The sequence below is a fragment of the Kitasatospora sp. NPDC088351 genome, assembly GCF_040685575.1.
In the GTDB taxonomy this organism is placed as follows: Bacteria; Actinomycetota; Actinomycetes; order Streptomycetales; family Streptomycetaceae; genus Kitasatospora.
In genome coordinates this window covers 1-20595 of record NZ_JBFBIL010000091.1, presented here as the reverse complement: position 1 = coordinate 20595, position 20595 = coordinate 1, and the positions used below count along the sequence as shown (strand labels likewise).

Here is a 20595-nt window from a genome sequence, read left to right as displayed (position 1 = left end):
GCAAGACGCTCGGCTGGAATACCCCAGCCGAGCGTCTACGTGATCTACTCACCACCTAAAACCAAGTGGTGTTGCGACGACCCCTTGAACCCAAGAGTCCCGGGGGCCTTTCCGTTGCCCCGGCCCTACTTGCGGGCCGAGGTGACGCGGTAGACGTCGTACACGCCCTCGACGCCGCGGACCGCCTTGAGGACGTGGCCGAGGTGCTTCGGGTCGCCCATCTCGAAGGTGAAGCGGCTCATCGCCACCCGGTCGCGGGAGGTCTGCACCGCCGCCGACAGGATGTTGACGTGCTGGTCGGACAGGACCCGGGTGACGTCCGAGAGGAGCCGGGACCGGTCCAGCGCCTCGACCTGGATGGCCACCAGGAAGACCGAGGACTGGGTGGCCGCCCACTCGACCTCTATCATCCGCTCGGGCTGCTGGCTGAGCGCCTCCACGTTGACGCAGTCGGCGCGGTGCACCGAGACGCCGTTGCCGCGGGTCACGAAGCCCACGATCGGGTCGCCCGGGACGGGGGTGCAGCAGCGGGAGAGCTTGACCCAGACGTCCTCGACGCCCTTGACGATGACACCCGGATCGCCCTTGGCCCGGCGGCGCACCGCCCGGCGGGTGTCGTGCGTCGGGGTGGCGGTCTCCGCGAGGTCCTCGGTGGCGCCCTCCTCCCCGCCGAGCGCCTGCACCAGCTTCTGCACGATGTTCTGCGCGGTGACGTGGCCCTCGCCGATCGCGGCGTACAGCGAGGAGATGTCGGGGTAGCGCATCTCGTGGGCCAGGGTGACCAGCGAGTCGCCGGTCAGGATCCGCTGGATCGGCAGGCCCTGCTTGCGCATCGCCCGGGCGATCGCGTCCTTGCCGTGCTCGATCGCCTCCTCGCGGCGCTCCTTGGAGAACCAGGCGCGGATCTTGTTGCGGGCCCGCGGCGACTTGACGAAGCCAAGCCAGTCCCGGGAGGGGCCGGCGTTCTCCGCCTTGGAGGTGAACACCTCGACGCTGTCGCCGTTCTCCAGGGTCGACTCCAGCGGCACCAGCCGCCCGTTGACCCGTGCCCCGATGCAGCGGTAGCCGACCTCGGTGTGGACGGCGAAGGCGAAGTCCACCGGGGTGGCACCGGCCGGCAGGGCTATGACGTCGCCCTTGGGCGTGAAGACGAAGACCTCGTTGTTGGAGAGGTCGAAGCGCAGCGACTCCAGGAACTCGCTCGGGTCCTCGGTCTCCTTCTGCCAGTCCAGCAGCTGCCGCAGCCAGGCCATCTCGTTGACGGCGCCGGCCTTGTCGTCCTTGCGGGTCTGGGCCGGGGTGTCGGTGCGGACCTTGGAGGCGCCGGCCACCGCGCGCTGCTTGTACTTCCAGTGCGCGGCGATGCCGTACTCGGCCCGGCGGTGCATGTCGAAGGTGCGGATCTGCAGCTCGACGGGCTTGCCGCCAGGACCGATCACCGTGGTGTGCAGCGACTGGTACATGTTGAACTTGGGCATCGCGATGTAGTCCTTGAACCGCCCCGGCACCGGGTTCCACCGCGCGTGGATGGTGCCCAGCGCCGCGTAGCAGTCGCGGACGGTGTCGACCAGGACCCGGATGCCCACCAGGTCGTAGATCTCGGCGAAGTCCCGGCCCCGGACGATCATCTTCTGGTAGACCGAGTAGTAGTGCTTCGGCCGGCCGGTGACCGAGGCGGTGATCCGGGCCCCGCGCAGATCGCCCTGGACCTGGTCGATGACGGTCGCCAGGTACTCGTCGCGCTTGGGCGCGCGCTCGGCGACCAGGCGGACGATCTCGTCGTACATCTTGGGGTAGAGGATCGCGAAGGCGAGGTCCTCCAGCTCCCACTTGATGGTGTTCATGCCCAGCCGGTGTGCCAGCGGGGCGTAGATCTCCAGCGTCTCGCGGGCCTTCTTCTCCTGCTTCTCCCGCTTGAGGTAGCGCATGGTGCGCATGTTGTGCAGGCGGTCGGCCAGCTTGATCACCAGGACCCGCGGGTCCTTGGCCATCGCGACGACCATCTTGCGGACGGTCTCGGCCTGCGCGGCCTCACCGAACTTGACCCGGTCCAGCTTGGTGACGCCGTCCACCAGCAGGGCCACCGAGTCGCCGAAGTCCTTGCGGAGGGTCTCCAGGCCGTAGTCGGTGTCCTCGACGGTGTCGTGCAGCAGCCCGGCCATCAGGGTCGGGGCGTCCATACCCAGCTCGGCCAGGATGGTCGCGACGGCCAGCGGGTGGGTGATGTACGGGTCGCCGCTCTTGCGCTTCTGCCCGCGGTGCCACTTCTCGGCGACGGCGTAGGCCTTCTCGATGTCCCGCAGCAGGGCCGGGTCGGCCTTGGGGTCGTTCGCCCGGATCGAGCGGAACAGCGGTTCCAGCACCGGGTTGAGCACGCTGGAACGCTGGCCGCCGAGGCGGGCCAGGCGGGCGCGCATACCGCCGGAGGAGGAGGGGCGGGTGGCCGGAGCCACCGGGCGGGAGGAGGTCGGCGCCGGGCGTGCCGGGGTGGCCCCCGAGGGCGTGGGACGGTCTTCGGGGGCGGCCGCTTGGGCCGTGGGCACAACCTCGTCGGGCAAGGACACTCCTCGGGGCACCGGGCCTGCCCCTCGTACGGCTCGCACAACCGGGAGGGGATGAATCTTCATGGTACCGAGCCGGGCGCTCCGGTGTTCAGCCACCCGGGCCCGGACACGCGAAGGGCGGCGGTCGGATGATCCGACCGCCGCCCTTCCGTCTGACCTCAGACCGTGACCAGCGTCTCCAGCGGAGCCCCGTTCAGGTGTCCGGAGAGCCTCTCGCGGCCGTCCAGGAAGCCCAGCTCCATCAGCACCACGACGCCCACCAGCTCGGCGCCGGCCTCCTTCACCAGGTCCAGCGAGGCGCCGATCGTGCCGCCGGTGGCCAGCACGTCGTCCACCACCAGCACCCGCTCACCGGGTGCGAAGGCGTCGCACTGCACCTCCAGCGTCGCCGAGCCGTACTCCAGCTCGTACGAGCGCTGGAACACCTCGCCGGGCAGCTTGCCCTTCTTGCGGATCGGCACGAAGCCGAGCCCGGCCGCGAAGGCCGCCGGGGCCGCCAGCACGAAGCCGCGCGCCTCCAGGCCCACCACCTTGGTCGCGCCCAGGGCCGTCGCCCGGTCCGCCAGCGCCCGGGTGAGGGCCCCGAAGGCCTCGGCGTCGGCGAGCAGCGGCGCGATGTCCTTGAACAGCACACCCGGCTTCGGGTAGTCCGGGACGTCCCGGATCCGGCTGTTCAGCAGCTCGGTCAGGGCGATGTCGGCGGTGGTCACAAGAGTCCTTACAGTCGGGCGGGCTTCAGTGCTTGGTGGACGGACGGCCCTTGGCACGCACGGTACCGGCCGTGCCACGCTGACCGACCATACCCGCGGGCAGGTCGCCGTCGGCGAACTCCTCCCCCGCCGGCGTCCCCTCGCCCTCGGCGGCCGCCTTGGCGTCCGCGGCGCGGCGCTGGGCGACCCGCTTGGCGAGCGCCTTCATCTCCGGCTGCTCCTCCTTGAGCTGCGCCAGCAGCGGCGTGGCGACGCAGATCGAGGAGTAGGCACCGGCGGCGAGACCGATGAACAGCGCCAGCGAGATGTCGTTCAGGGTGCCGGCGCCCAGGAAGCCGCCGCCGATGAACAGCAGCGCGGCGACCGGCAGCAGGGCGACCACGGTGGTGTTGAGCGAGCGCACCAGGGTCTGGTTGAGGCCCATGTTGGCGGCCTCGCTGTAGGTGCGCTTGTTCTGCTTGGTGAGCCCCTTGGTGTTCTCCTTCACGGTGTCGAAGACGACGACCGTGTCGTAGAGCGAGTACCCGAGGATGGTCAGGAAGCCGATCACCGTACCGGGGGTGACCTCGAAGCCCACCAGGGCGTACACGCCGATGGTGATCAGGAGGTCGTGGATGAGGGCGACCAGCGCCGCCACCGCCATCCGCCACTCGAAGGCGATCGCCAGGTAGACCGTCACCAGCACCATGAAGATGATCAGGCCGGTGAGGGCCTTCTGGGAGATCTGCTTACCCCAGCTGGGGCCGATCACCTGGGTGTCGATCTCGGCGACCGGGACGCCGAGCTCCTTGGACAGCTGGTCGGTGAAGGTCGCCGCGGAGACCGTCTCCTCGTCCTCGGAGCTGACCTGGATGCGGATCTTGCCGTTGTCCGTCGACTGGACCAGCGCGTTGGAGTGGGCGATCTTGTTCGCCGCGTCCTGCGCCTGCGAGACGGTCAGCCCCGGCTTGTTGACGGTGTAGACCGAGCCGCCCTTGAACTCGATCCCCAGGTGCAGACCCATCGCCAGGCCGATCGCGGCGACCAGGACGATCACAGCGGAGATGCTGTACCAGAGCTTGCGGCGCCCGACGAAGTCGAAGCTGACCTCGCCCTGGTAGAGCCGGTGACCCAGATTGGAGAAGCGTGACACGGTGTCAGGCCTCCTTCACGGCGGCAGAGGAGGAGGAGCTGCGGCGACGGGTGCTGCGCAGCGGCGGGCGGGCGCCAAGGCGCTTCGGGTCCAGACCGGACCACGGGTGGCCGTCCGCGAAGAACTTGCGGCGGGCCAGCAGCGTGATCAGCGGCTTGGTGAAGAGGAAGATCACCACCACGTCGAGCGCGGTGGTCAGGCCCAGGGTGAAGGCGAAGCCCTGCACCTTGCCGACCGAGACCAGGTAGAGCACGGCGGCACAGAGGAAGGACACGAAGTCCGACACCAGGATGGTGCGCCGGGCGCGCGGCCAGGCCCGCTGGACCGCCGGGCGCAGCAGGGCGCCCTCGCGGACCTCGTCGCGGATGCGCTCGAAGTAGACGATGAAGGAGTCCGCGGTGATACCGATCGCGACGATCGCGCCGCAGACGGCCGGCAGGTTCAGCGCGAAGCCGATCCCCGCGCCGAGCAGGCTCATGATCGAGTAGGTCAGGGCCGCCGAGACGAGCAGACCGGCGATCGAGACCAGGCCGAGGCCGCGGTAGTACATCAGCGAGTACACGATCACCAGCAGCATGCCGATGGCGCCGGCGATCAGGCCGGCCTTCAGCTGGTCGCCGCCGAGCTGCGGGGAGACGGTGGTGACGTCGCTGGTGGTGAACTCCAGCGGCAGGGCGCCGAAGCTCAGCACGTTGGCGAGGCTCTGCGCCTCCGGCTGGCTGAAGCTGCCGGAGATCACGGCCGAGCCGCCGGGGATGGCGTTGCGCACGTACGGGTGGGAGACGACCTGGCCGTCCAGCACGATGGCGAACTGGTTGGTCGGGCTGGGCTGGGTGGCGAGCTGGCCGGTGACCGCCGTGAAGGCGTCGGTGCCGGTGCCGTTGAACTGGAGCTGGACCTGCCAGCCGGCACCCTGCTGGGTGTCGATGGTGGCCTGCGCCTTGGAGACGTCGGCGCCCTTCACCGCGACCGGGCCGAGGGCGAGCTTGTAGTAGACGCCCTGCTCGTCCTTCTGGGTGCAGGCGATGGCCGGCTGGTCGTCAGCCGTCTGGAAGTTCTTGCGCTGCTCGGGCTTGGTGCAGTCGAGCTTGGCGAAGTCGGCCGCCAGCGCCGGCGGCACGGTGCCCTGGGTCATCGCGCTGGAGAGGTCCGGCGTGACCGGGTCGGTGGGAGCGCTCGGGGCGGCGCTCGCGCCGGTGGTGGCGGCCGCGGACGGGGTGGCGTCGGCCGCGAGGGCCTCACTGGCCGCGCGGCCCTGCTTGGTGGCGCTCGGCGTGGCGGTGGTGGCACCCGCCGATGCCGTACCGGCGGCCGAGGGGGTCGCGCCCGGGGCGGCGGAGCCGGTCGCCGAGGGGGTCCCGCTCGGGGCCGGTGCCGGGGCGGCGATGCCGCTCGGCGCGAGGGCGAGGACGGGGCGGAAGAACAGCTTCGCGGTGGTTCCGACCTGGTCGACCGCGCTCTGCTTGTCACCGCCCTTGGGGATGTTGACGATGATGTTCTCGTCGCCCTGGGTCTGGACCTCCGCCTCGGAGACGCCCATCCCGTTGACACGCTGCTCGATGATCCCGGTCGCGATGTCCATGCTGGACTTGTTGATCGCCTTGGGGTCGGTCGACTTCGCGGTCAGCGTGATGCTGGTGCCGCCTGCGAGGTCGATCCCGAGGCGGGGCTTGGTGTGGCCCGTCCCGAACATGAGGGCGACCAGTCCGACGGTGACGACCAGGATGAGGGCCAGTGCCCGCCCTGGGTAGCCGTCGCGCGGGCGCGACTTGGGTGCTGCCACCTTGCTCGTTTCTCCCTGTCCATGCCACCTCCCCGACCGGACCCCCGTCCGGCTCGCGGCGGGACGGGGGCATGGCGGATCTGCGGCCCTGAGGTCCTGTGGGCTCGCGGCACTGCGCCGCGCGGCCGGGCGGTTGCCCGGACCGTACTACTTGCTCGCGGAAGCCCCGCCCTCGACATCGCCCTTCGCGGCGCTGTCCTTGGTCAGCGTCAGCGGCTTGTCCTCGACCGGCTCGGCGTCGGCGTCCTCGGCCTCCGGCTCGGTCAGCTCGTCATCGGCGGGGCGGCCGTTGATGATCGCGTCGTACTCCTGCGGGTCCAGGACGGCCGCGATCGTGCTCTTGGTGAAGTGGGAGACCACACCGGGCGCGATCTCGAGCTCGACGGTCTCGTCGTTGATCGCCTTCACCTGGGCATACAGGCCGCCAATGGTGCGCACCCCCGCCCCGGGCTCCAGCGCCGTCTGCATCTGCTGCATCTGCTGCTGGCGCTTCTTCTGCGACCGGAACATGAGCACGATCGCGATGATCGGGAGGAGAAGGATGATGAGGTTCACTGCAGCCAGGGTCCTTTACGGGCCGCCGGCCGGCGGCCTGTGTGGTATTGGTCGGCCCGTCAGGTGAGAGGGGCGGTCCGGCGGAGTCTAGGCGACCCCGAACTGATCGGACAACGCCAAGCATCGCATCCTGCCACCGAAAGTGGCGACCCTCCGCCTGCACAGTTTCCCCGGAACTTCTCCCCCGGGCCCCTGCGCACAGGCCCGTTCGGGCCCCCGCGCCGGAGCCGGCCGGCCGCCCTTCACCCGTTCAGCCCTCGTCGGCCGGGAAAAGTTCCGCCTGTGGTGGCACCGTGCCCCGGGTGGTCTGGACCGGCGGGGTGAGCCCGAGGTGCTGCCAGGCGGCGGGGGTGGCGATCCGCCCGCGCGGAGTGCGGGCGAGCAGGCCCTCCCGGACCAGGAACGGCTCGGCGACCTCCTCGACCGTCTCGGCCTCCTCCCCCACGGCGACCGCCAGTGTCGACAAACCGACCGGGCCTCCGCCGAACAGCCGCAGCAGCGCGTCCAGCACCGCGCGGTCCAGCCGGTCCAGACCGCGGGCGTCCACCTCGTAGACGGCCAGCGCCTGGGCGGCGATCTCCGGGGTGACCACGCCGTCGTGCCGGACCTGGGCGTAGTCGCGGACCCGGCGCAGCAGCCGGTTGGCGATCCGCGGGGTGCCCCGGGAGCGGCCGGCGATCTCGGCGGCGCCGGCCGGGTCGATCTCGACGTCCAGCAGGGCGGCCGAGCGGTGCACCACCCGCTGGAGCTCGGCCGGCGCGTAGAACTCCATGTGCCCGGTGAAGCCGAACCGGTCGCGCAGCGGCGGCGGCAGCAGGCCGGCCCTGGTGGTGGCGCCGACCAGGGTGAACGGCGGCAGTTCCAGCGGAATGGCGGTGGCGCCCGGGCCCTTGCCGACGATCACGTCGACCCGGAAGTCCTCCATCGCCATGTAGAGCATCTCCTCGGCCGGCCGGGACATCCGGTGGATCTCGTCGAGGAAGAGCACCTCGCCCTCGGTGAGGGAGGAGAGGATCGCCGCGAGATCCCCCGCGTGCTGGATGGCCGGTCCCGAGGTGATCCGGATCGGGGCGCCCAGCTCGGCCGCGATGATCATGGAGAGGGTCGTCTTGCCGAGCCCGGGCGGTCCGCTGAGCAGCACGTGGTCCGGCGCGGTGCCGCGCTTGCGGGCGGCCTGGAGCACCAGGGAGAGCTGCTCGCGCACCCGCTCCTGGCCGATGAACTCGTCCAGCTGCTTGGGACGCAGCGCCGCCTCGACCGCCTGGTCCTCGCCGTCGGCGGCGGCCGTCACCAGCCGGTCGGCCGGTTCGGAGTCGTACGGGCTCATCGGTGCGGGCTCCAATGTCGACAAGGTGACAGATGGTCAGATCGCGCGGTGCTGTCAGCGGGCGCGGTTGAGGGTGCGCAGCGCCGCCCGGAGCAGGGCCCCGACATCCGTGACGGACTGCGCCTCCGCCTCCGGGGTGACGGCGGTGACCGCCTCGTCCGCCTCGCGCGGCGCGTAGCCGAGGCCGACCAGCGCGGAGTGCAGCTGCTCGCTCCACGGCGCGGGCCCGGCGGCGATCGCCTTCTGGGCGGGGACGCTGCCGTGCGGGGCGCCGAGCTTGTCCTTGTACTCCAGCAGCAGCTTGGCGGCCTTGGCCTTGCCGATGCCGGGCACCGCGATCAGCGCCTTCTCGTTGCCCGAGGCGACGGCGGCACGCAGTTCGTCGGGGCTGTGCACGCCGAGCATCGCCTGGGCCAGGCGCGGTCCGACACCGGGCGCGGCCTGGAGGATCTCGAAGACGGCCCGCTCGTCGTCGTCGGCGAAGCCGTACAGGGTGAGCGAGTCCTCCCGGACGACCAGCGAGGTGGCGAGCCGGGCGGGTTCGCCGAGCCGCAGGCCCGCGGTGGTGGCGGGGGTGCACTGGACGGCCATGCCGACGCCACCGACCTCGACGACGACGGTCCCGCCGCTGATGGCGGCCACCGGGCCCTGGACGAAGGCGATCATCGGGTGGCTCCTCGGGGGGCGCGGACGGAGGACGGGCGGGCGGCGGGCGGCGCCGCCTTGGCGAGGGCGGCGGCGATCCGGTCGGTGGCGCCGCCGCGCCAGATGTGGCAGATGGCCAGCGCCAGCGCGTCGGCGGCGTCGGCCGGCTTGGGCGGGGCGTCGAGCCGCAGCAGGCGCTGCACCATGGCGGTGACCTGGGCCTTGTCGGCCCGGCCCGAGCCGGTGACGGCGGCCTTGACCTCGCTGGGGGTGTGCAGGGTGACGGGTATGCCGCGCCGGGTGGCGCAGAGCATCGCGACGGCGCTGGCCTGGGCGGTGCCCATCACGGTGCGGACGTTGTGCTGGGCGAAGACCCGCTCGACGGCGACCAGGTCGGGCCGGTGCTCGTCGAGCCAGCTCTCGATGCCCTGCTCGACCAGCAGCAGCCGCGGCCCGATCTCCGCGTCGGCGGGGGTGCGCACCACGCCCACCCCGACCATCCGCAGCGGCCGGCCCGGCGCACCGTCCACCACGCCGATACCGCACCTGGTCAGCCCCGGGTCCACACCCAGTACCCGCACTTCGGCCCCGCCTCTCGTCCTCGACCTGCGAAGGCTACCGTCCGGGTCCGACAACCCGACCGACGACACCGGCCCGGCGGTCCAGGGGACCACCGGGCCGGGGAGTGAGAACGATCACTCGGCGTCGAGCTGCGCACCGACCTCGTCGCTGATGTCGAAGTTGGCGAAGACGTTCTGCACGTCGTCGCTGTCCTCCAGGGCGTCGATCAGCTTCAGGATCTTGCGAGCGCCGTCGACGTCCAGCTCGACCTGCATGCTCGGGAGGAAGTTGGCCTCGGCCGAGTCGTAGTCGATGCCGGCGTCGACCAGGGCGGTGCGGACGTCGACCATCTTCGAGGCCTCGGAGACGATCTCGAACGACTCGCCGAGGTCGTTGATCTCCTCGGGCTCCTGGTCCAGGACGACCTCGAAGAGCTTGTCCTCGTCCACGCCGTCGGCCTTGGGGACGATCACGACGCCCTTGCGGTTGAACAGGTAGGAGACCGAGCCCGGGTCGGCCATCGAGCCACCGTTGCGGGTCATCGCCACGCGCACGTCGGAGGCGGCGCGGTTGCGGTTGTCGGTGAGGCACTCGATGAGGACCGCGACACCGTTCGGGCCGTAGCCCTCGTACATGATCGTCGAGTAGTCGGCGCCGCCGGCCTCGGCGCCCGAACCGCGCTTGACGGCCCGGTTGATGTTGTCGATCGGGACCGAGCTCTTCTTCGCCTTCTGGATGGCGTCGTAGAGCGTCGGGTTACCCGCCGGGTCGCCGCCACCGGTGCGCGCCGCCACCTCGATGTTCTTGATCATCTTGGCGAAGAGCTTGCCGCGCTTGGCGTCGATCACGGCCTTCTTGTGCTTGGTGGTAGCCCACTTAGAGTGGCCGGACATCGCCAGCTCCTTTACGTCGCCAAAGGGAAATGAAACAGATGAGATCTTACCGGTGTCGTCACCACCGGATGGCACACGGTCAGCGCGCGGCGGCGAGGTGCTCCTCGACCATCGACACGAAGTAGCCGTGCACCCGGTGGTCACCGGTGAGCTCCGGGTGGAAGGAGGTCGCCAGCAGGTTGCCCTGGCGCACGGCCACGATCCGGCTCTCCGGGCCGTCGGCGGCCGGCAGCTCGGCCAGCACCTCGACACCCGCGCCCACCGACTCGACCCAGGGGGCGCGGATGAACACGCCCTGCACCGGGCCGTCGGTCAGGCCCGCGAAGGTGACACCGGACTCGAAGGACTCGTTCTGGCGGCCGAAGGCGTTGCGGCGCACGGTCATGTCGATGCCGCCGACGGTCTCCTGGTCGTCCCGGCCGTCCAGGATCTTGTCGGCCAGCATGATCATGCCCGCGCAGGTGCCGTACACCGGCATGCCCGCGGCGACCCGTGCGCGCAGCGGGTCCATCACGCCGAACAGCAGCGCCAGCTTGGACATGGTGGTGGACTCCCCGCCGGGGATCACCAGCGCGTCGACCTCGGCCAGCTCCTCGGCACGGCGCACCGGGCGGGCGAGCGCGTCGGCCTCGGCCAGCGCGACCAGGTGCTCGCGGACATCGCCCTGCAGGGCGAGGACGCCGATGACTGGAGTGCTCACGGTCTCAACCTCGTTCGATCGTTCTTCGGGAATACGTGGCACGGCCCGCCGCGCGCCGAGGCGCTGCGGCGGGCCGGCCCGGGTCGCGGGTGACTACCAGCCGCGGTTGGCGTAGCGCTCGGTCTCCGGCAGGGTGTCGCAGTTGATGCCGACCATGGCCTCGCCCAGGTTGCGGGAGGCGTCGGCGATGATCTTCGGGTCGTCGAAGAAGGTGGTGGCCTTGACGATGGCGGCGGCGCGCTTGGCCGGGTCGCCCGACTTGAAGATGCCCGAGCCGACGAAGACGCCCTCGGCGCCCAGCTGGCGCATCAGCGCGGCGTCGGCCGGGGTGGCCACGCCACCGGCGGAGAACAGCACGACCGGCAGCTTGCCCAGCTCGGCGACCTCCTTGACCAGCTCGTACGGGGCGCGCAGCTCCTTGGCGGCGGCGTACAGCTCGTTGTTGTCGAAGCCGCGCAGCTTGGCGATCTCGTTCTTGATCTGGCGCAGGTGGCGGACGGCCTCGACCACGTTGCCGGTGCCGGCCTCGCCCTTGGAGCGGATCATGGCCGCGCCCTCGGCGATGCGGCGCAGGGCCTCGCCCAGGTTGGTGGCGCCACAGACGAAGGGGGTGGTGAAGGCCCACTTGTCGGAGTGGTTGACCTCGTCGGCCGGGGTCAGCACCTCGGACTCGTCGATGTAGTCCACACCGAGCGACTGCAGGACCTGGGCCTCGACGAAGTGGCCGATCCGGGACTTGGCCATGACCGGGATCGAGACCGCGGCGATGATCTCCTCGATCATGTTCGGGTCCGACATGCGGGCGACGCCGCCGTCCTTGCGGATGTCGGCCGGAACCCGCTCCAGGGCCATGACGGCGACAGCGCCGGCGTCCTCGGCGATCTTGGCCTGCTCGGCGTTGACCACGTCCATGATCACACCGCCCTTGAGCTGCTCGGCCATGCCGCGCTTCACCCGGGCGGTACCGATCTGCGGCTGGTCTGCGGTGGTGGGGGTGGTGGACACGTGAGACCTCACTCGAAGATGAACCAGTGCTATCGCCCTATGGTAGGCGGAAGAAACGGCCCCTCCATGCGCCACCAAGTCCAGCCCGGCCCACGGGATACGACAAACAGGCCGGATCCGGACGCCGGGTCGGTTCAGGCCGGAGCGCCCTCGGGGGTGAGCGCCGGCGGCGGCGTGTCGTCCATCTCGAAGGCCATCGGGAAGGGCGCCTTGCCCGCCAGCCGGAAGTACCGCACCAGCCGGTGCTCGCGCACCGCCCGGGCCGCGCGCACCGCGTCGTTGTGGAACCGGCGGGCCAGCGGCACCCGGCGCACCGCCGCCGTCAGGTCCTTCACCGCCTCCTCGCCGCCCGGCTCGGCCACCAGCACGGCGACCTGCTCCGACTCGGCGAGCACCGCCCGCAGGGCCAGGCTCAGCTGACTCTCCGCCACCTCGCGCTGCTCGTCCTCGGCCTGCCGGGCGGCGTGCGCGGCGTCCAGCAGCAGCAGCGAGGCCGCCGGGTCCAGCAGGGAGGAGGTCGCCAGCTCCATCGCGACCGAGGCCCGGCGGACCAGCTGCGCGTCCAGCGCCGCCCTGGCGGCGTCGATCCGCGCGTGCAACCGGTCCAGCCGGCCGGCCGTCCAACTCAGGTACATGCCGAACAGCACCACGGCCACGCCGGCCCAGATCCAGGTAGTCACGGGGCGCTACGCTACCGGGTTCCGGGGCCCCGGCCTCGGACGGTGCCGCCGCGTCAGCCCTCGGCGACGGTGCTGCGGTAGCTGTCGCGGTCGATCTCGGTGATGTTCACCGCGGTGTACAGCCGGGTGCCGGCCGCCGGCGCGATGTGCTCGGCCAGCAGCGCCAGGACGGCCTCGCTGAGCGCCGCCTTGGCCTCCGGCGAGCGGCCGGGGAAGATCTGGAACTCCACGAACACCTGGGTGTCGGGGCCCGTGCTCTCGCCCACCACGAAGTCGTCGATCCGGCGGAAGAACGTCTTGCACGCCTGCGGCGAGGCGTTGATCGTCTTCACGGTGAGCCCGGTGATCGCCACCCCCAGCGCCCCGGGGTCGAAGGAACCCGCCAGGCTCGGCGAGTAGTCGACGGAGATCTGCGGCATGGGGTCCTCCGAGGTCGGGGTGTGCCGGACGGGTCGTCCGGCACACCCTAACCGCCGGTCAGTCCCGGGCCAGGCCGAACCGGCCGCGGCGCCCGCTGCGCTCGTCCTCCTCGACCACGGCCGCCGCGCCCGCGGTCACCGTCTCGTACACCGCCAGGATGTCGGCGCCGACCGTCGACCAGTCGAACCGCCGCACATGCCGGGACGCCGCCTTGCGCAGCTCCTCCAGCCGGCCCGGGTCCCCCAGCAGCCGCAGCGCCGTCCGGGCCAGCGCGTCCGCGTCCTCCACCGGGAACAGCTCGCCCGCGTCGCCGCCGTCCAGCACCTGCTTGAACGCGTCCAGGTCGCTGGCCAGCACCGGAGCCCCCGCCGACATCGCCTCGACCAGGATGATCCCGAAGCTCTCGCCACCGGTGTTCGGCGCCACGTACAGGTCCACGCTGCGCAGCAGCCGCGCCTTGTCCCGGTCGCTCACCATGCCGAGGAACTCCACCTGTCGGCGGACCTCGGGCGCCAGACCCGCGACGGCCTCCTCCTCGTCGCCCTTGCCGGCCACCAGCAGCCGCACCCCGGGCCGCTCGGCCAGGATCCTCGGCAGCGCGGCCAGCAGCGTCGGCAGGCCCTTGCGCGGCTCGTTGATCCGGCCGATGAAGCCGATCGTGCCGGGCTCGCCGGCGGCCGCGCCACCGGTCCAGCGCGGGTCCGGCTCGGCCTCGGCGAAGAACCCGACATCCACCCCGTTGGGGATCACCACCGCGTCGCCGCCCAGGTGCTCGACCAGGGTCCGCCGGGCGTACTCGCTCACCGCGATCCGGGCCCGCATCTTCTCCAGGCCCGGCTGGAGGATCGGCGAGGCCGCGATCATCGCCCGCGAACGCGGGTTGGACGTGTGGAAGGTCCCCACCATCGGCCCGGACGCCGACCAGGCGGCCAGCATCGACAGACTCGGCGAGGCCGGCTCGTGCACGTGGAGGATGTCGAACCGTCCGTCGTGCAGCCACCGCCGCACCCGCGCCGCCGACAGGATGCCGAAGCTCAGCCGCGCCACCGAGCCGTTGTACGGCACCGCCACCGCCCGCCCGGCCGAGACCACGTACGGCGGCAGCGCCTCGTCGTCCTCGGCGGGTGCCAGCACCGACACCTCGTGGCCGAGGCCGATCAGGTGCTCGGCCAGGTCCCGGATGTGGAACTGCACCCCGCCGGGGACGTCCCAGTCGTACGGGCAGACGATGCCGATCTTCACTGGTTCCTCATGCTCCTTCAGGGCCCGGAGGCCTCGACGGCGGGCTCGCCGACCTGCTCCGCGGCGGGCCTGACGACCTTCGACGGCTGTGCGGCGGGCACCCCCACGGTCTCACGGACCGGGAGGTCGGCCAGCCAGAACCGTTGCAGCATGTGCCAGTCCTCGGGGTGCTCGCGGATCCCCTCCGCCCAGACGTCCGCCATCGCCTGCACCATCGCTTGGGTCTTCGCCTTGCGGTCGCCCTCCGCCGGAGGCACGACCTCCGGGTGGATCCGCGCCCGCAGCACCGGGCCGTCGTACCAGAGCGTCACCGGCATCAGCGCCGCGCCGGTCCGCTGGCAGAGCGCCGCCGGGCCGGCCGGCATCCTGGTCGCCTCGCCGAAGAAGGACACCTCGATGCCCGCCTCCGAGAGGTCCCGGTCGCCCACCAGGCAGACCATCCGGCCCTCGCGCAGCCGGCGGGCCAGCGTGCCGATCACATTGACCCCGCCGCCGGTCAGCGCCAGGACCTCCATGCCCAGACTCTCCCGGAACGCCACGAACCGGTCGAACAGCCGCTCCGGCTTCAGCCGCTCCGCGACCGTGGTGAACGGGTATCCCTCGGAGGCCACCCAGGCGCCCGCCAGATCCCAGTTGCCCGAGTGCGGCAGGGCGATGACCGCGCCGCGGCCCGAGTCCAGCGTCGCCCGCAGCTGCTCGAAACCCTCCACCTGGACATCCCGGGCGATCCGCTCCCGGCTCCACACCGGCAGCCGGAAGGACTCCATCCAGTACCGCATGTAGGAGCGCATCCCGGCCCGCGACAGCTCCCGCAGCCGGGCCCCGTCCGCCTCCGGGCAGACCCGCCGCAGATTCGCCTCCAGCTGCAGCACCCGCTTGCCGCGCTTGCGCCACGCGTAGTCGGCGATCCGGTCGAACAGACCGCGCGCGGCCGGCTCCGGCAGGTGCTTCAACGCCGTCCAGCCCAGCGCGTACGCCGAGTACACCAGTCGGTCCTTCACCGAAGGCCCGCCCCCCTTCAGCTCCCGGCCGCCACACGGTCGGCCTCGAACGCCTCCCGGCGCACCGTCACCATCCGCTGGACGACGGTCACCAGGCTGCCCGCCGCCACCAGCCACAGCGCGACCGGCAGCAGCCACTCCACGTACGGCACACCGAACGTGTGCAGACCCGCGACACCGGCCGCGACCAGGCTGATCACCAGCCGCTCGGCCCGTTCCACCAGCCCCGACACATCACACGGCAGACCCTGGCTCTCCGCCCTCGCCTTGGTGTACGACACCACCAGACCGCTCGCCAGACAGAAGATCGCCACCGCGCAGAGCAGGTTGTTGTCACCCTTGCCCGCGTACCACATCGCCAGTCCGCCGAAGATCGCCGCGTCGGCCACCCGGTCCAGCGTGGAGTCCAGGAACGCGCCCCACTTGGAACTCCGCCCCAGCTGGCGCGCCATGTTCCCGTCCACCAGGTCCGAGAAGATGAACAGCGTGATCGTGATGGTGCCCCAGAAGAACTCCCCGCGGGGAAAGAACACCAGCGCACCGGCCACCGAACCGGCCGTACCGATCAGCGTCACGGCGTCCGGGCTCACGCCCAGCCGGATCAGAAACGCGGCGAACGGGGTCAGGACACGTGTGAAGAAGGCACGCGCGTATTTGTTGAGCATGGCCTTCCCGACCGCTCCGATCTCCCTGGTACCCGCCTGGCGCCAGAGTGCGGCAGACGGCCGGACGGATCAGCCCACCCGGCGCACCCATCGTAGCCACGCCGGGGACACCCTCCGGCGCACCGCACCGCCCGCCGGCCCCCGACGCCCGCCCCACCGGCACCCCCGGCGCACGGGCACACACACGCGGTGACCGCGCCGCCGTACGACACGCGGCCTCGCGAACACCGCACCTAGACTCGTCACGACAGCCTCGGCGCGACGGGAGGAGACCCCGATGCCCGACCGCAGCACCGCCCGAGCCGGCCAGGCGCCCACCGTCACCGGCCCCCGCAATCTGCGCAACGTCGTCCTCATCGGCTGCAGCGGCGTGGGCAAGACCACTCTCGCCGAATCCCTCGCCCTCACCGCCGGCGCCATCGGCCGCCCCGGACGCGTCACCGACGGCACCACCGTCTCCGACCACGAGGAGATCGAGCACCAGCAGCAGCGCTCCGTCCAGCTCTCGGTGCTCCCGCTCGAATGGAACGGCGTCAAGGTCAACCTGCTGGACCCGCCCGGCCACCCCGACTTCGCCGCCGACCTGCGCGCCGCCCTGCACGCCGCCGACGGCGCCGTCTTCGTCGTCTCCGCCACCGACCCGGTCACCGCCCCCACCCGCGCCCTCTGGCGCGAGTGCGCCGCCGAGGGCATCCCCCGCGCCATCGCCGTCGCCAAACTCGACATCGCCCGCAGCGGCTTCGACGACATCCTCACCGCCTGCCACGACGCCTTCGGCCTGGGCCCCGACACCCTGCGCCCGCTCTACCTGCCCGTCCACCACGACGGCCACCCCGCCGGCACCGTCGACCTGCTCACCGGCCGCACCTACGGCCGGGCCGCCCCGCTGCCCGACACCAGCGCCGCCCGGGAGAGCCTCGTCGAGGCCATCTCCGGCCAGGACGACACCCTGATGGAGCGTTACCTCGCCGGCGAACCCCTCGACACCGACGCCCTCGAGGCTGGCCTGCGCCGCGAGGTCCTCGCCTGCACCCTCCACCCCGCCCTGCCCACCACCGACACCGGCATCGGCACCGCCGAACTCCTCGACCTCGTCACCACCGCCTTCCCCGACCCCACCGAACGCACCCGCCCCGGCCCCGACTGCGACCCCGACGCCCCGCTCGCCGCCCAGATCGTCCGCGTCACCGGCGACACCTACGTCGGCCGGATCAGCCTGCTGCGCGTCTACGCCGGCACCCTGCGCCCCGACACCCGGATCCACCTCGCCGGCCCCGAGCACCCCGCCGACCAGAACGGCGACGAGCGCGTCACCGGCCTCAGCAGCCCCTTCGGCAAACTCCAGCGGCCCGTCCCGCACGCCACCGCCGGCGACCTCGTCTGCGCCGCCAAACTCACCACCGCCCGGGCCGGCGACACCGTCCACGAGCCCGGCCGACCGGTCGAACTCGACGGCTGGCCCCTCCCCGAGCCCCTGCTCCCGATCGCCGTCGAGGCCCACAGCAAGGCCGACGACGACAGGCTCTCGCAGGCCCTCGCCCGTCTCACCGCCGAGGACCCGGCCCTCCGCCTCGAACAGAACCCCGACACCCACCAGCTCGTCCTCTGGTGCACCGGCGAGGCCCACGCCGAGGTCGTCCTCGACCGCCTGCGCGGCCGCCACGGCGTCCACGTCGACACCGTCGAGCACCAGGTCGCCCTGCGCGAGACCTTCGGCACCGCCGCCACCGGCCACGGCCGTCTGGTCAAGCAGTCCGGCGGCCACGGCCAGTACGCCATCTGCGACCTGGAGGTCGAGCCCCTCCCCGCCGGCTCCGGCTTCGAGTTCCAGGAGCACGTCGTCGGCGGCTCCGTCCCCAAACACTTCATCCCCTCGGTCGAGAAGGGCGTCCGCGCCCAGCTCGCCAAGGGTGTCGCCACCGGGCACCCGCTCGTCGACGTCCGGGTCACGCTCACCGACGGCAAGGCGCACTCCGTCGACTCCTCCGACTCCGCCTTCCAGACCGCCGCCGCCCTCGCCCTGCGCGACGCCGCCGAGCACGCCGTCATCCGGCTGCTCGAACCCGTCGCCGCCGTCACGGTCCTGCTGCCCGACGACTACCTCGGCGCCGTCCTCGGCGACCTCTCGGCCCGCCGCGGCCGTGTCCTCGGCACCGAGACCGGCGGCCCCGGCCTCACCCTGCTGCGCGCCGAGGTCCCCGAGCTCGAACTGAACCGTTACCCCGTCGACCTGCGCTCGCTCACCCACGGCACCGCCGAGTTCTCCCGCGCCCGGCTGCGCCACGAACCCATGCCCGCCGCCCTCGCGGCCCGCTTCACCGACGGCTGACCGGGCCCGGGCCGCGGCTCGCGCCGCAGGAGACGCCCTACCGCCGCGGCAGCGCGCACGCCGGTGTGCCGCCCGGCATCCGGTCGCGGTTCCGGGCCACCCAGCGGTACACCACGGCCGCCACCGGCCGCACCGGCGCCAGCGCCAGCACCCCGCCCAGATACGCCCAGACCCCGCCCGAGCGCATCAGCAGCCGCGCCACCGCCTGCGCCCCGCCGTACACCCGGCCCGTCGGCGTCACCCAGAGCACCTCGCGCTCCGCGCGCTCCGCGTTCACCTCTCCACGCCCCCCGGCCGCGGCATCCAGCGCCGCCAGGTCCGCGAACTGGAACGGCACCGCCTCCCAGCCCCCCGAGGCCAGGGTCTGCCGCAGATACCGCTCCGCCCAGTTCGCGCACGTCGTGCAGAACGCGCAGTCCCCGTCGAAGACCAGTACCGGATCCTTCACCACAGGCCCCTTCGAACGCACCATGCCCCCATCGTGCACCATCACGGCCGCCGGTCCGCCGCAGGGGCATCGACTGCCCGAAACATGGGCATCATGCCCCACAGGCCCGCCGCGGCCCGATCGTGACGGCACTTCAGACGATCATCCGCGCGCCGGCACCGCGGCACGGTACCCTGCCGCTGACAAGGGGAGGAGGGGACGCCACCGTGACCACACTCGACATGACCCCGGGTGCGCAGATACCCCGGACCGACGCGGGCCCGCAGACCGCCGTCACCCAGGCGCTCTCCTCGGCGGCCTACCGGGACGGCGAGATCTCCGAGTTCGTCGGGAAGGTGACCGCGGCCACCGAGAAGAAGGGCCGCTTCTCACTCTTCCGGCCCAACCTCGGCGAGGCCTTCAGCCGTGCCGTCATCGCCCGCACCCTCGGTGCCGGACGCAAACCCGTCGTGCCCTCCTTCGGGACCGACACCCGCCAGATCGTCGAGCACTGCCTCGCCGCACAGGAAATCCGCGACGCCCGCGACCGTCGGCTCACCACCATCACCGTCGTCACCGGCGTCCTCTTCCTGCCCGGCACCCTGATCTGGCTCGCCGCGTTCCAGCTCCGCGCCTGGCTCAAGAAGGACAGCCCCGACCGGGCCGGCCTCTACGGCGGTCTCGTCCTCGTCGGGGCGGCCGCCATCGCCGTACTGCTCGCCCTGCGACCGCCCGCCGGCGGCCTGTTCGGCATCTATCTGCGTGTGGTCATGCTCGCCCCGGTCATCGGCTGGTACCTCGCCAAACGGATCGTGCTGCGCACCACCGAGGACCTGCGCGCCCGCTGGCAGGCCCTCGTCGAGGGCAGTGCCGTCGCCGCCACCGTGCCCAAGGCCGTCCCCCGGGACGACCTCGACAAGAAGGCCGCCGACCTGCGCGCCAAGCTCGGCCGCCTGGAGGCCGAGCAGGAGACCAACGTCCAGCACTACGCCGGCCCCAAGGGGATCCTCGGTGTCGGTAAGCGCTGGGGCGAGTGGCGGCTCATCGACGTGCTGCAACCCGCCGAGGGTCACGCCGACTTCCGGGCCTTCCACCCCTGGGACCTGGTCCGCAAGATCGCCGGCCGGCTCAAGGGCCTGGGCATCAGCGAGGTCGCCAACAGCGGTATGACCAACGTCTCGGTGAAGCAGTGGGTGGTCCTCGAAGTCGGCGAGAGCGCCGACGAGATCAGCCGGCCCGGTGGTGCCGACATGGACGGCGACCGGATGCGCGAGTTCGCCGTCCAGACCGTCGCCGACCGGCAGACCTTCGCCGGCGGCGGTCCCCGGCACTACCTCGCCACCCAGTTCATCACCTTCGACGGCAAGCTGATCATCACCTTCACCGTGACCGTCACCGTGCTCGCCAACACCCTGACGGTCACGGTCGCCGGCTACGCCCTCGGCCCGGTCAACGGCGTCTTCTTCGACAAGCCCAAGCCGAAGGAGAAGACCGAACCGAAGACCGGCAAGTTCTGGGAGGAGCGCACCATCCAGCTCCCCCTGATCGACAACGACGAGGTGGTGCGCCAGGCCGTCCGCGCGCCGTTGGTGCGCGCCCCCGGTCTGCTCTCCTGGCTCGGCGGCGGCCTCGGCCTGCCCGAGCCGTTCGGCCTGCGGCACGCCTGGGCCTCGCCGCCGTGGGGCAGCCGGTTCATGACCGACAACGCGCTCAACGCCTCCGTCCCGGTGCTCAGCGCGGTGCACGCGGCCACGCTGGAGTTCCTGGAGGAGCACGACCTGGACACCGACCGCTTCAAGAACCGTGCCTCGATCATCAAGTCCGAGGCACAGGGCACCCGCCCGTTCCGCGTCGACAGCTACGACGCCGGCACCTCGGTCCGATCCTGGGCCGCGCGCACACCCGGCGGATCGTCGACACCATCAACGGCGCGCAGCCGGACCTGATCGCCGTCGT

The 20595-nt window shown here is 71.8% G+C and carries 19 protein-coding genes; 2 read left to right on the top strand and 17 right to left on the bottom strand.

Going from position 1 to position 20595, the window contains the following annotated elements:
- Positions 1 to 125: 125 nt before the first annotated feature.
- The 16 genes from AB0P06_RS35210 to pgsA all read right to left on the bottom strand — a co-directional run bounded on the left by AB0P06_RS35210 (position 126) and on the right by pgsA (position 15883).
- Positions 126 to 2543 (bottom strand): bifunctional (p)ppGpp synthetase/guanosine-3',5'-bis(diphosphate) 3'-pyrophosphohydrolase, encoded by a 2418-nt coding sequence (locus AB0P06_RS35210; RefSeq protein WP_363614792.1) that lies wholly within the window; start codon positions 2541 to 2543, stop codon positions 126 to 128.
- Positions 2544 to 2722: 179 nt separating this feature from the next.
- Entirely contained in the window at positions 2723 to 3274 is a 552-nt protein-coding gene (locus AB0P06_RS35205) for an adenine phosphoribosyltransferase (protein ID WP_363614786.1), read from the bottom strand.
- A gap of 25 nt (positions 3275 to 3299) precedes the next feature.
- Positions 3300 to 4406, bottom strand: a complete 1107-nt coding sequence (gene secF, locus AB0P06_RS35200) for a protein translocase subunit SecF (protein WP_363614784.1) — start codon at positions 4404 to 4406, stop codon at positions 3300 to 3302.
- A gap of 4 nt (positions 4407 to 4410) precedes the next feature.
- Entirely contained in the window at positions 4411 to 6099 is a 1689-nt protein-coding gene (secD, locus tag AB0P06_RS35195; RefSeq protein WP_363614790.1) for a protein translocase subunit SecD, read from the bottom strand.
- A gap of 237 nt (positions 6100 to 6336) precedes the next feature.
- A complete protein-coding gene (yajC, locus tag AB0P06_RS35190; protein ID WP_363614782.1) occupies positions 6337 to 6744 on the bottom strand; it encodes a preprotein translocase subunit YajC in 408 nt (135 codons plus the stop codon).
- A gap of 250 nt (positions 6745 to 6994) precedes the next feature.
- Positions 6995 to 8071, bottom strand: a complete 1077-nt coding sequence (gene ruvB / locus AB0P06_RS35185) for a Holliday junction branch migration DNA helicase RuvB (RefSeq protein ID WP_363614780.1) — start codon at positions 8069 to 8071, stop codon at positions 6995 to 6997.
- A gap of 54 nt (positions 8072 to 8125) precedes the next feature.
- A complete protein-coding gene (ruvA, locus tag AB0P06_RS35180; protein ID WP_363614778.1) occupies positions 8126 to 8737 on the bottom strand; it encodes a Holliday junction branch migration protein RuvA in 612 nt (203 codons plus the stop codon).
- Positions 8734 to 9297: a crossover junction endodeoxyribonuclease RuvC gene (gene ruvC, locus AB0P06_RS35175; RefSeq protein WP_363614776.1), complete on the bottom strand. Its 564-nt coding sequence runs from the start codon at positions 9295 to 9297 to the stop codon at positions 8734 to 8736. Before ruvC ends, ruvA begins: the two co-directional genes overlap by 4 nt.
- Before the next feature lie 114 nt (positions 9298 to 9411).
- Positions 9412 to 10170 carry a YebC/PmpR family DNA-binding transcriptional regulator gene (locus AB0P06_RS35170; protein WP_209410139.1) on the bottom strand — a complete coding sequence of 253 codons (759 nt, stop codon included), beginning with the start codon at positions 10168 to 10170 and terminating at the stop codon, positions 9412 to 9414.
- A gap of 79 nt (positions 10171 to 10249) precedes the next feature.
- Entirely contained in the window at positions 10250 to 10870 is a 621-nt protein-coding gene (gene pdxT, locus AB0P06_RS35165) for a pyridoxal 5'-phosphate synthase glutaminase subunit PdxT (RefSeq protein WP_363614773.1), read from the bottom strand.
- Between the two features lie 93 nt (positions 10871 to 10963).
- The gene (gene pdxS / locus AB0P06_RS35160; RefSeq protein ID WP_030258885.1) at positions 10964 to 11875 is read right to left on the bottom strand and encodes a pyridoxal 5'-phosphate synthase lyase subunit PdxS; all 912 of its coding nucleotides are present in this window, start codon (positions 11873 to 11875) and stop codon (positions 10964 to 10966) included.
- Positions 11876 to 12009: 134 nt separating this feature from the next.
- Positions 12010 to 12510: a hypothetical protein gene (locus tag AB0P06_RS35155; RefSeq protein ID WP_363614788.1), complete on the bottom strand. Its 501-nt coding sequence runs from the start codon at positions 12508 to 12510 to the stop codon at positions 12010 to 12012.
- A gap of 98 nt (positions 12511 to 12608) precedes the next feature.
- On the bottom strand, positions 12609 to 12974 hold the full coding sequence (locus AB0P06_RS35150; RefSeq protein ID WP_363614771.1) for an isomerase: 366 nt from the start codon (positions 12972 to 12974) through the stop codon (positions 12609 to 12611).
- 58 nt (positions 12975 to 13032) lie between these two features.
- Complete coding sequence (locus AB0P06_RS35145) at positions 13033 to 14217, bottom strand: glycosyltransferase family 4 protein (RefSeq protein WP_363614769.1); 1185 nt, start codon at positions 14215 to 14217, stop codon at positions 13033 to 13035.
- Between the two features lie 17 nt (positions 14218 to 14234).
- On the bottom strand, positions 14235 to 15218 hold the full coding sequence (locus AB0P06_RS35140; RefSeq protein ID WP_363614768.1) for a phosphatidylinositol mannoside acyltransferase: 984 nt from the start codon (positions 15216 to 15218) through the stop codon (positions 14235 to 14237).
- Positions 15219 to 15235: 17 nt separating this feature from the next.
- Complete coding sequence (pgsA, locus tag AB0P06_RS35135; protein ID WP_363614766.1) at positions 15236 to 15883, bottom strand: phosphatidylinositol phosphate synthase; 648 nt, start codon at positions 15881 to 15883, stop codon at positions 15236 to 15238.
- 277 nt (positions 15884 to 16160) lie between these two features.
- Between pgsA and AB0P06_RS35130 the strand changes: the two genes are divergently transcribed.
- The gene (locus AB0P06_RS35130; RefSeq protein WP_363614764.1) at positions 16161 to 18212 is read left to right on the top strand and encodes an elongation factor G-like protein EF-G2; all 2052 of its coding nucleotides are present in this window, start codon (positions 16161 to 16163) and stop codon (positions 18210 to 18212) included.
- Positions 18213 to 18249: 37 nt separating this feature from the next.
- On the opposite strand, the gene AB0P06_RS35125 is transcribed toward AB0P06_RS35130, so the two are convergent.
- Entirely contained in the window at positions 18250 to 18684 is a 435-nt protein-coding gene (locus tag AB0P06_RS35125; protein ID WP_363614762.1) for a DCC1-like thiol-disulfide oxidoreductase family protein, read from the bottom strand.
- Between the two features lie 182 nt (positions 18685 to 18866).
- On the opposite strand from AB0P06_RS35125, the gene AB0P06_RS35120 reads away from it, so the two are divergent.
- On the top strand, positions 18867 to 20585 hold the full coding sequence (locus AB0P06_RS35120; protein ID WP_363614760.1) for a hypothetical protein: 1719 nt from the start codon (positions 18867 to 18869) through the stop codon (positions 20583 to 20585).
- Positions 20586 to 20595 lie beyond the last annotated feature (10 nt).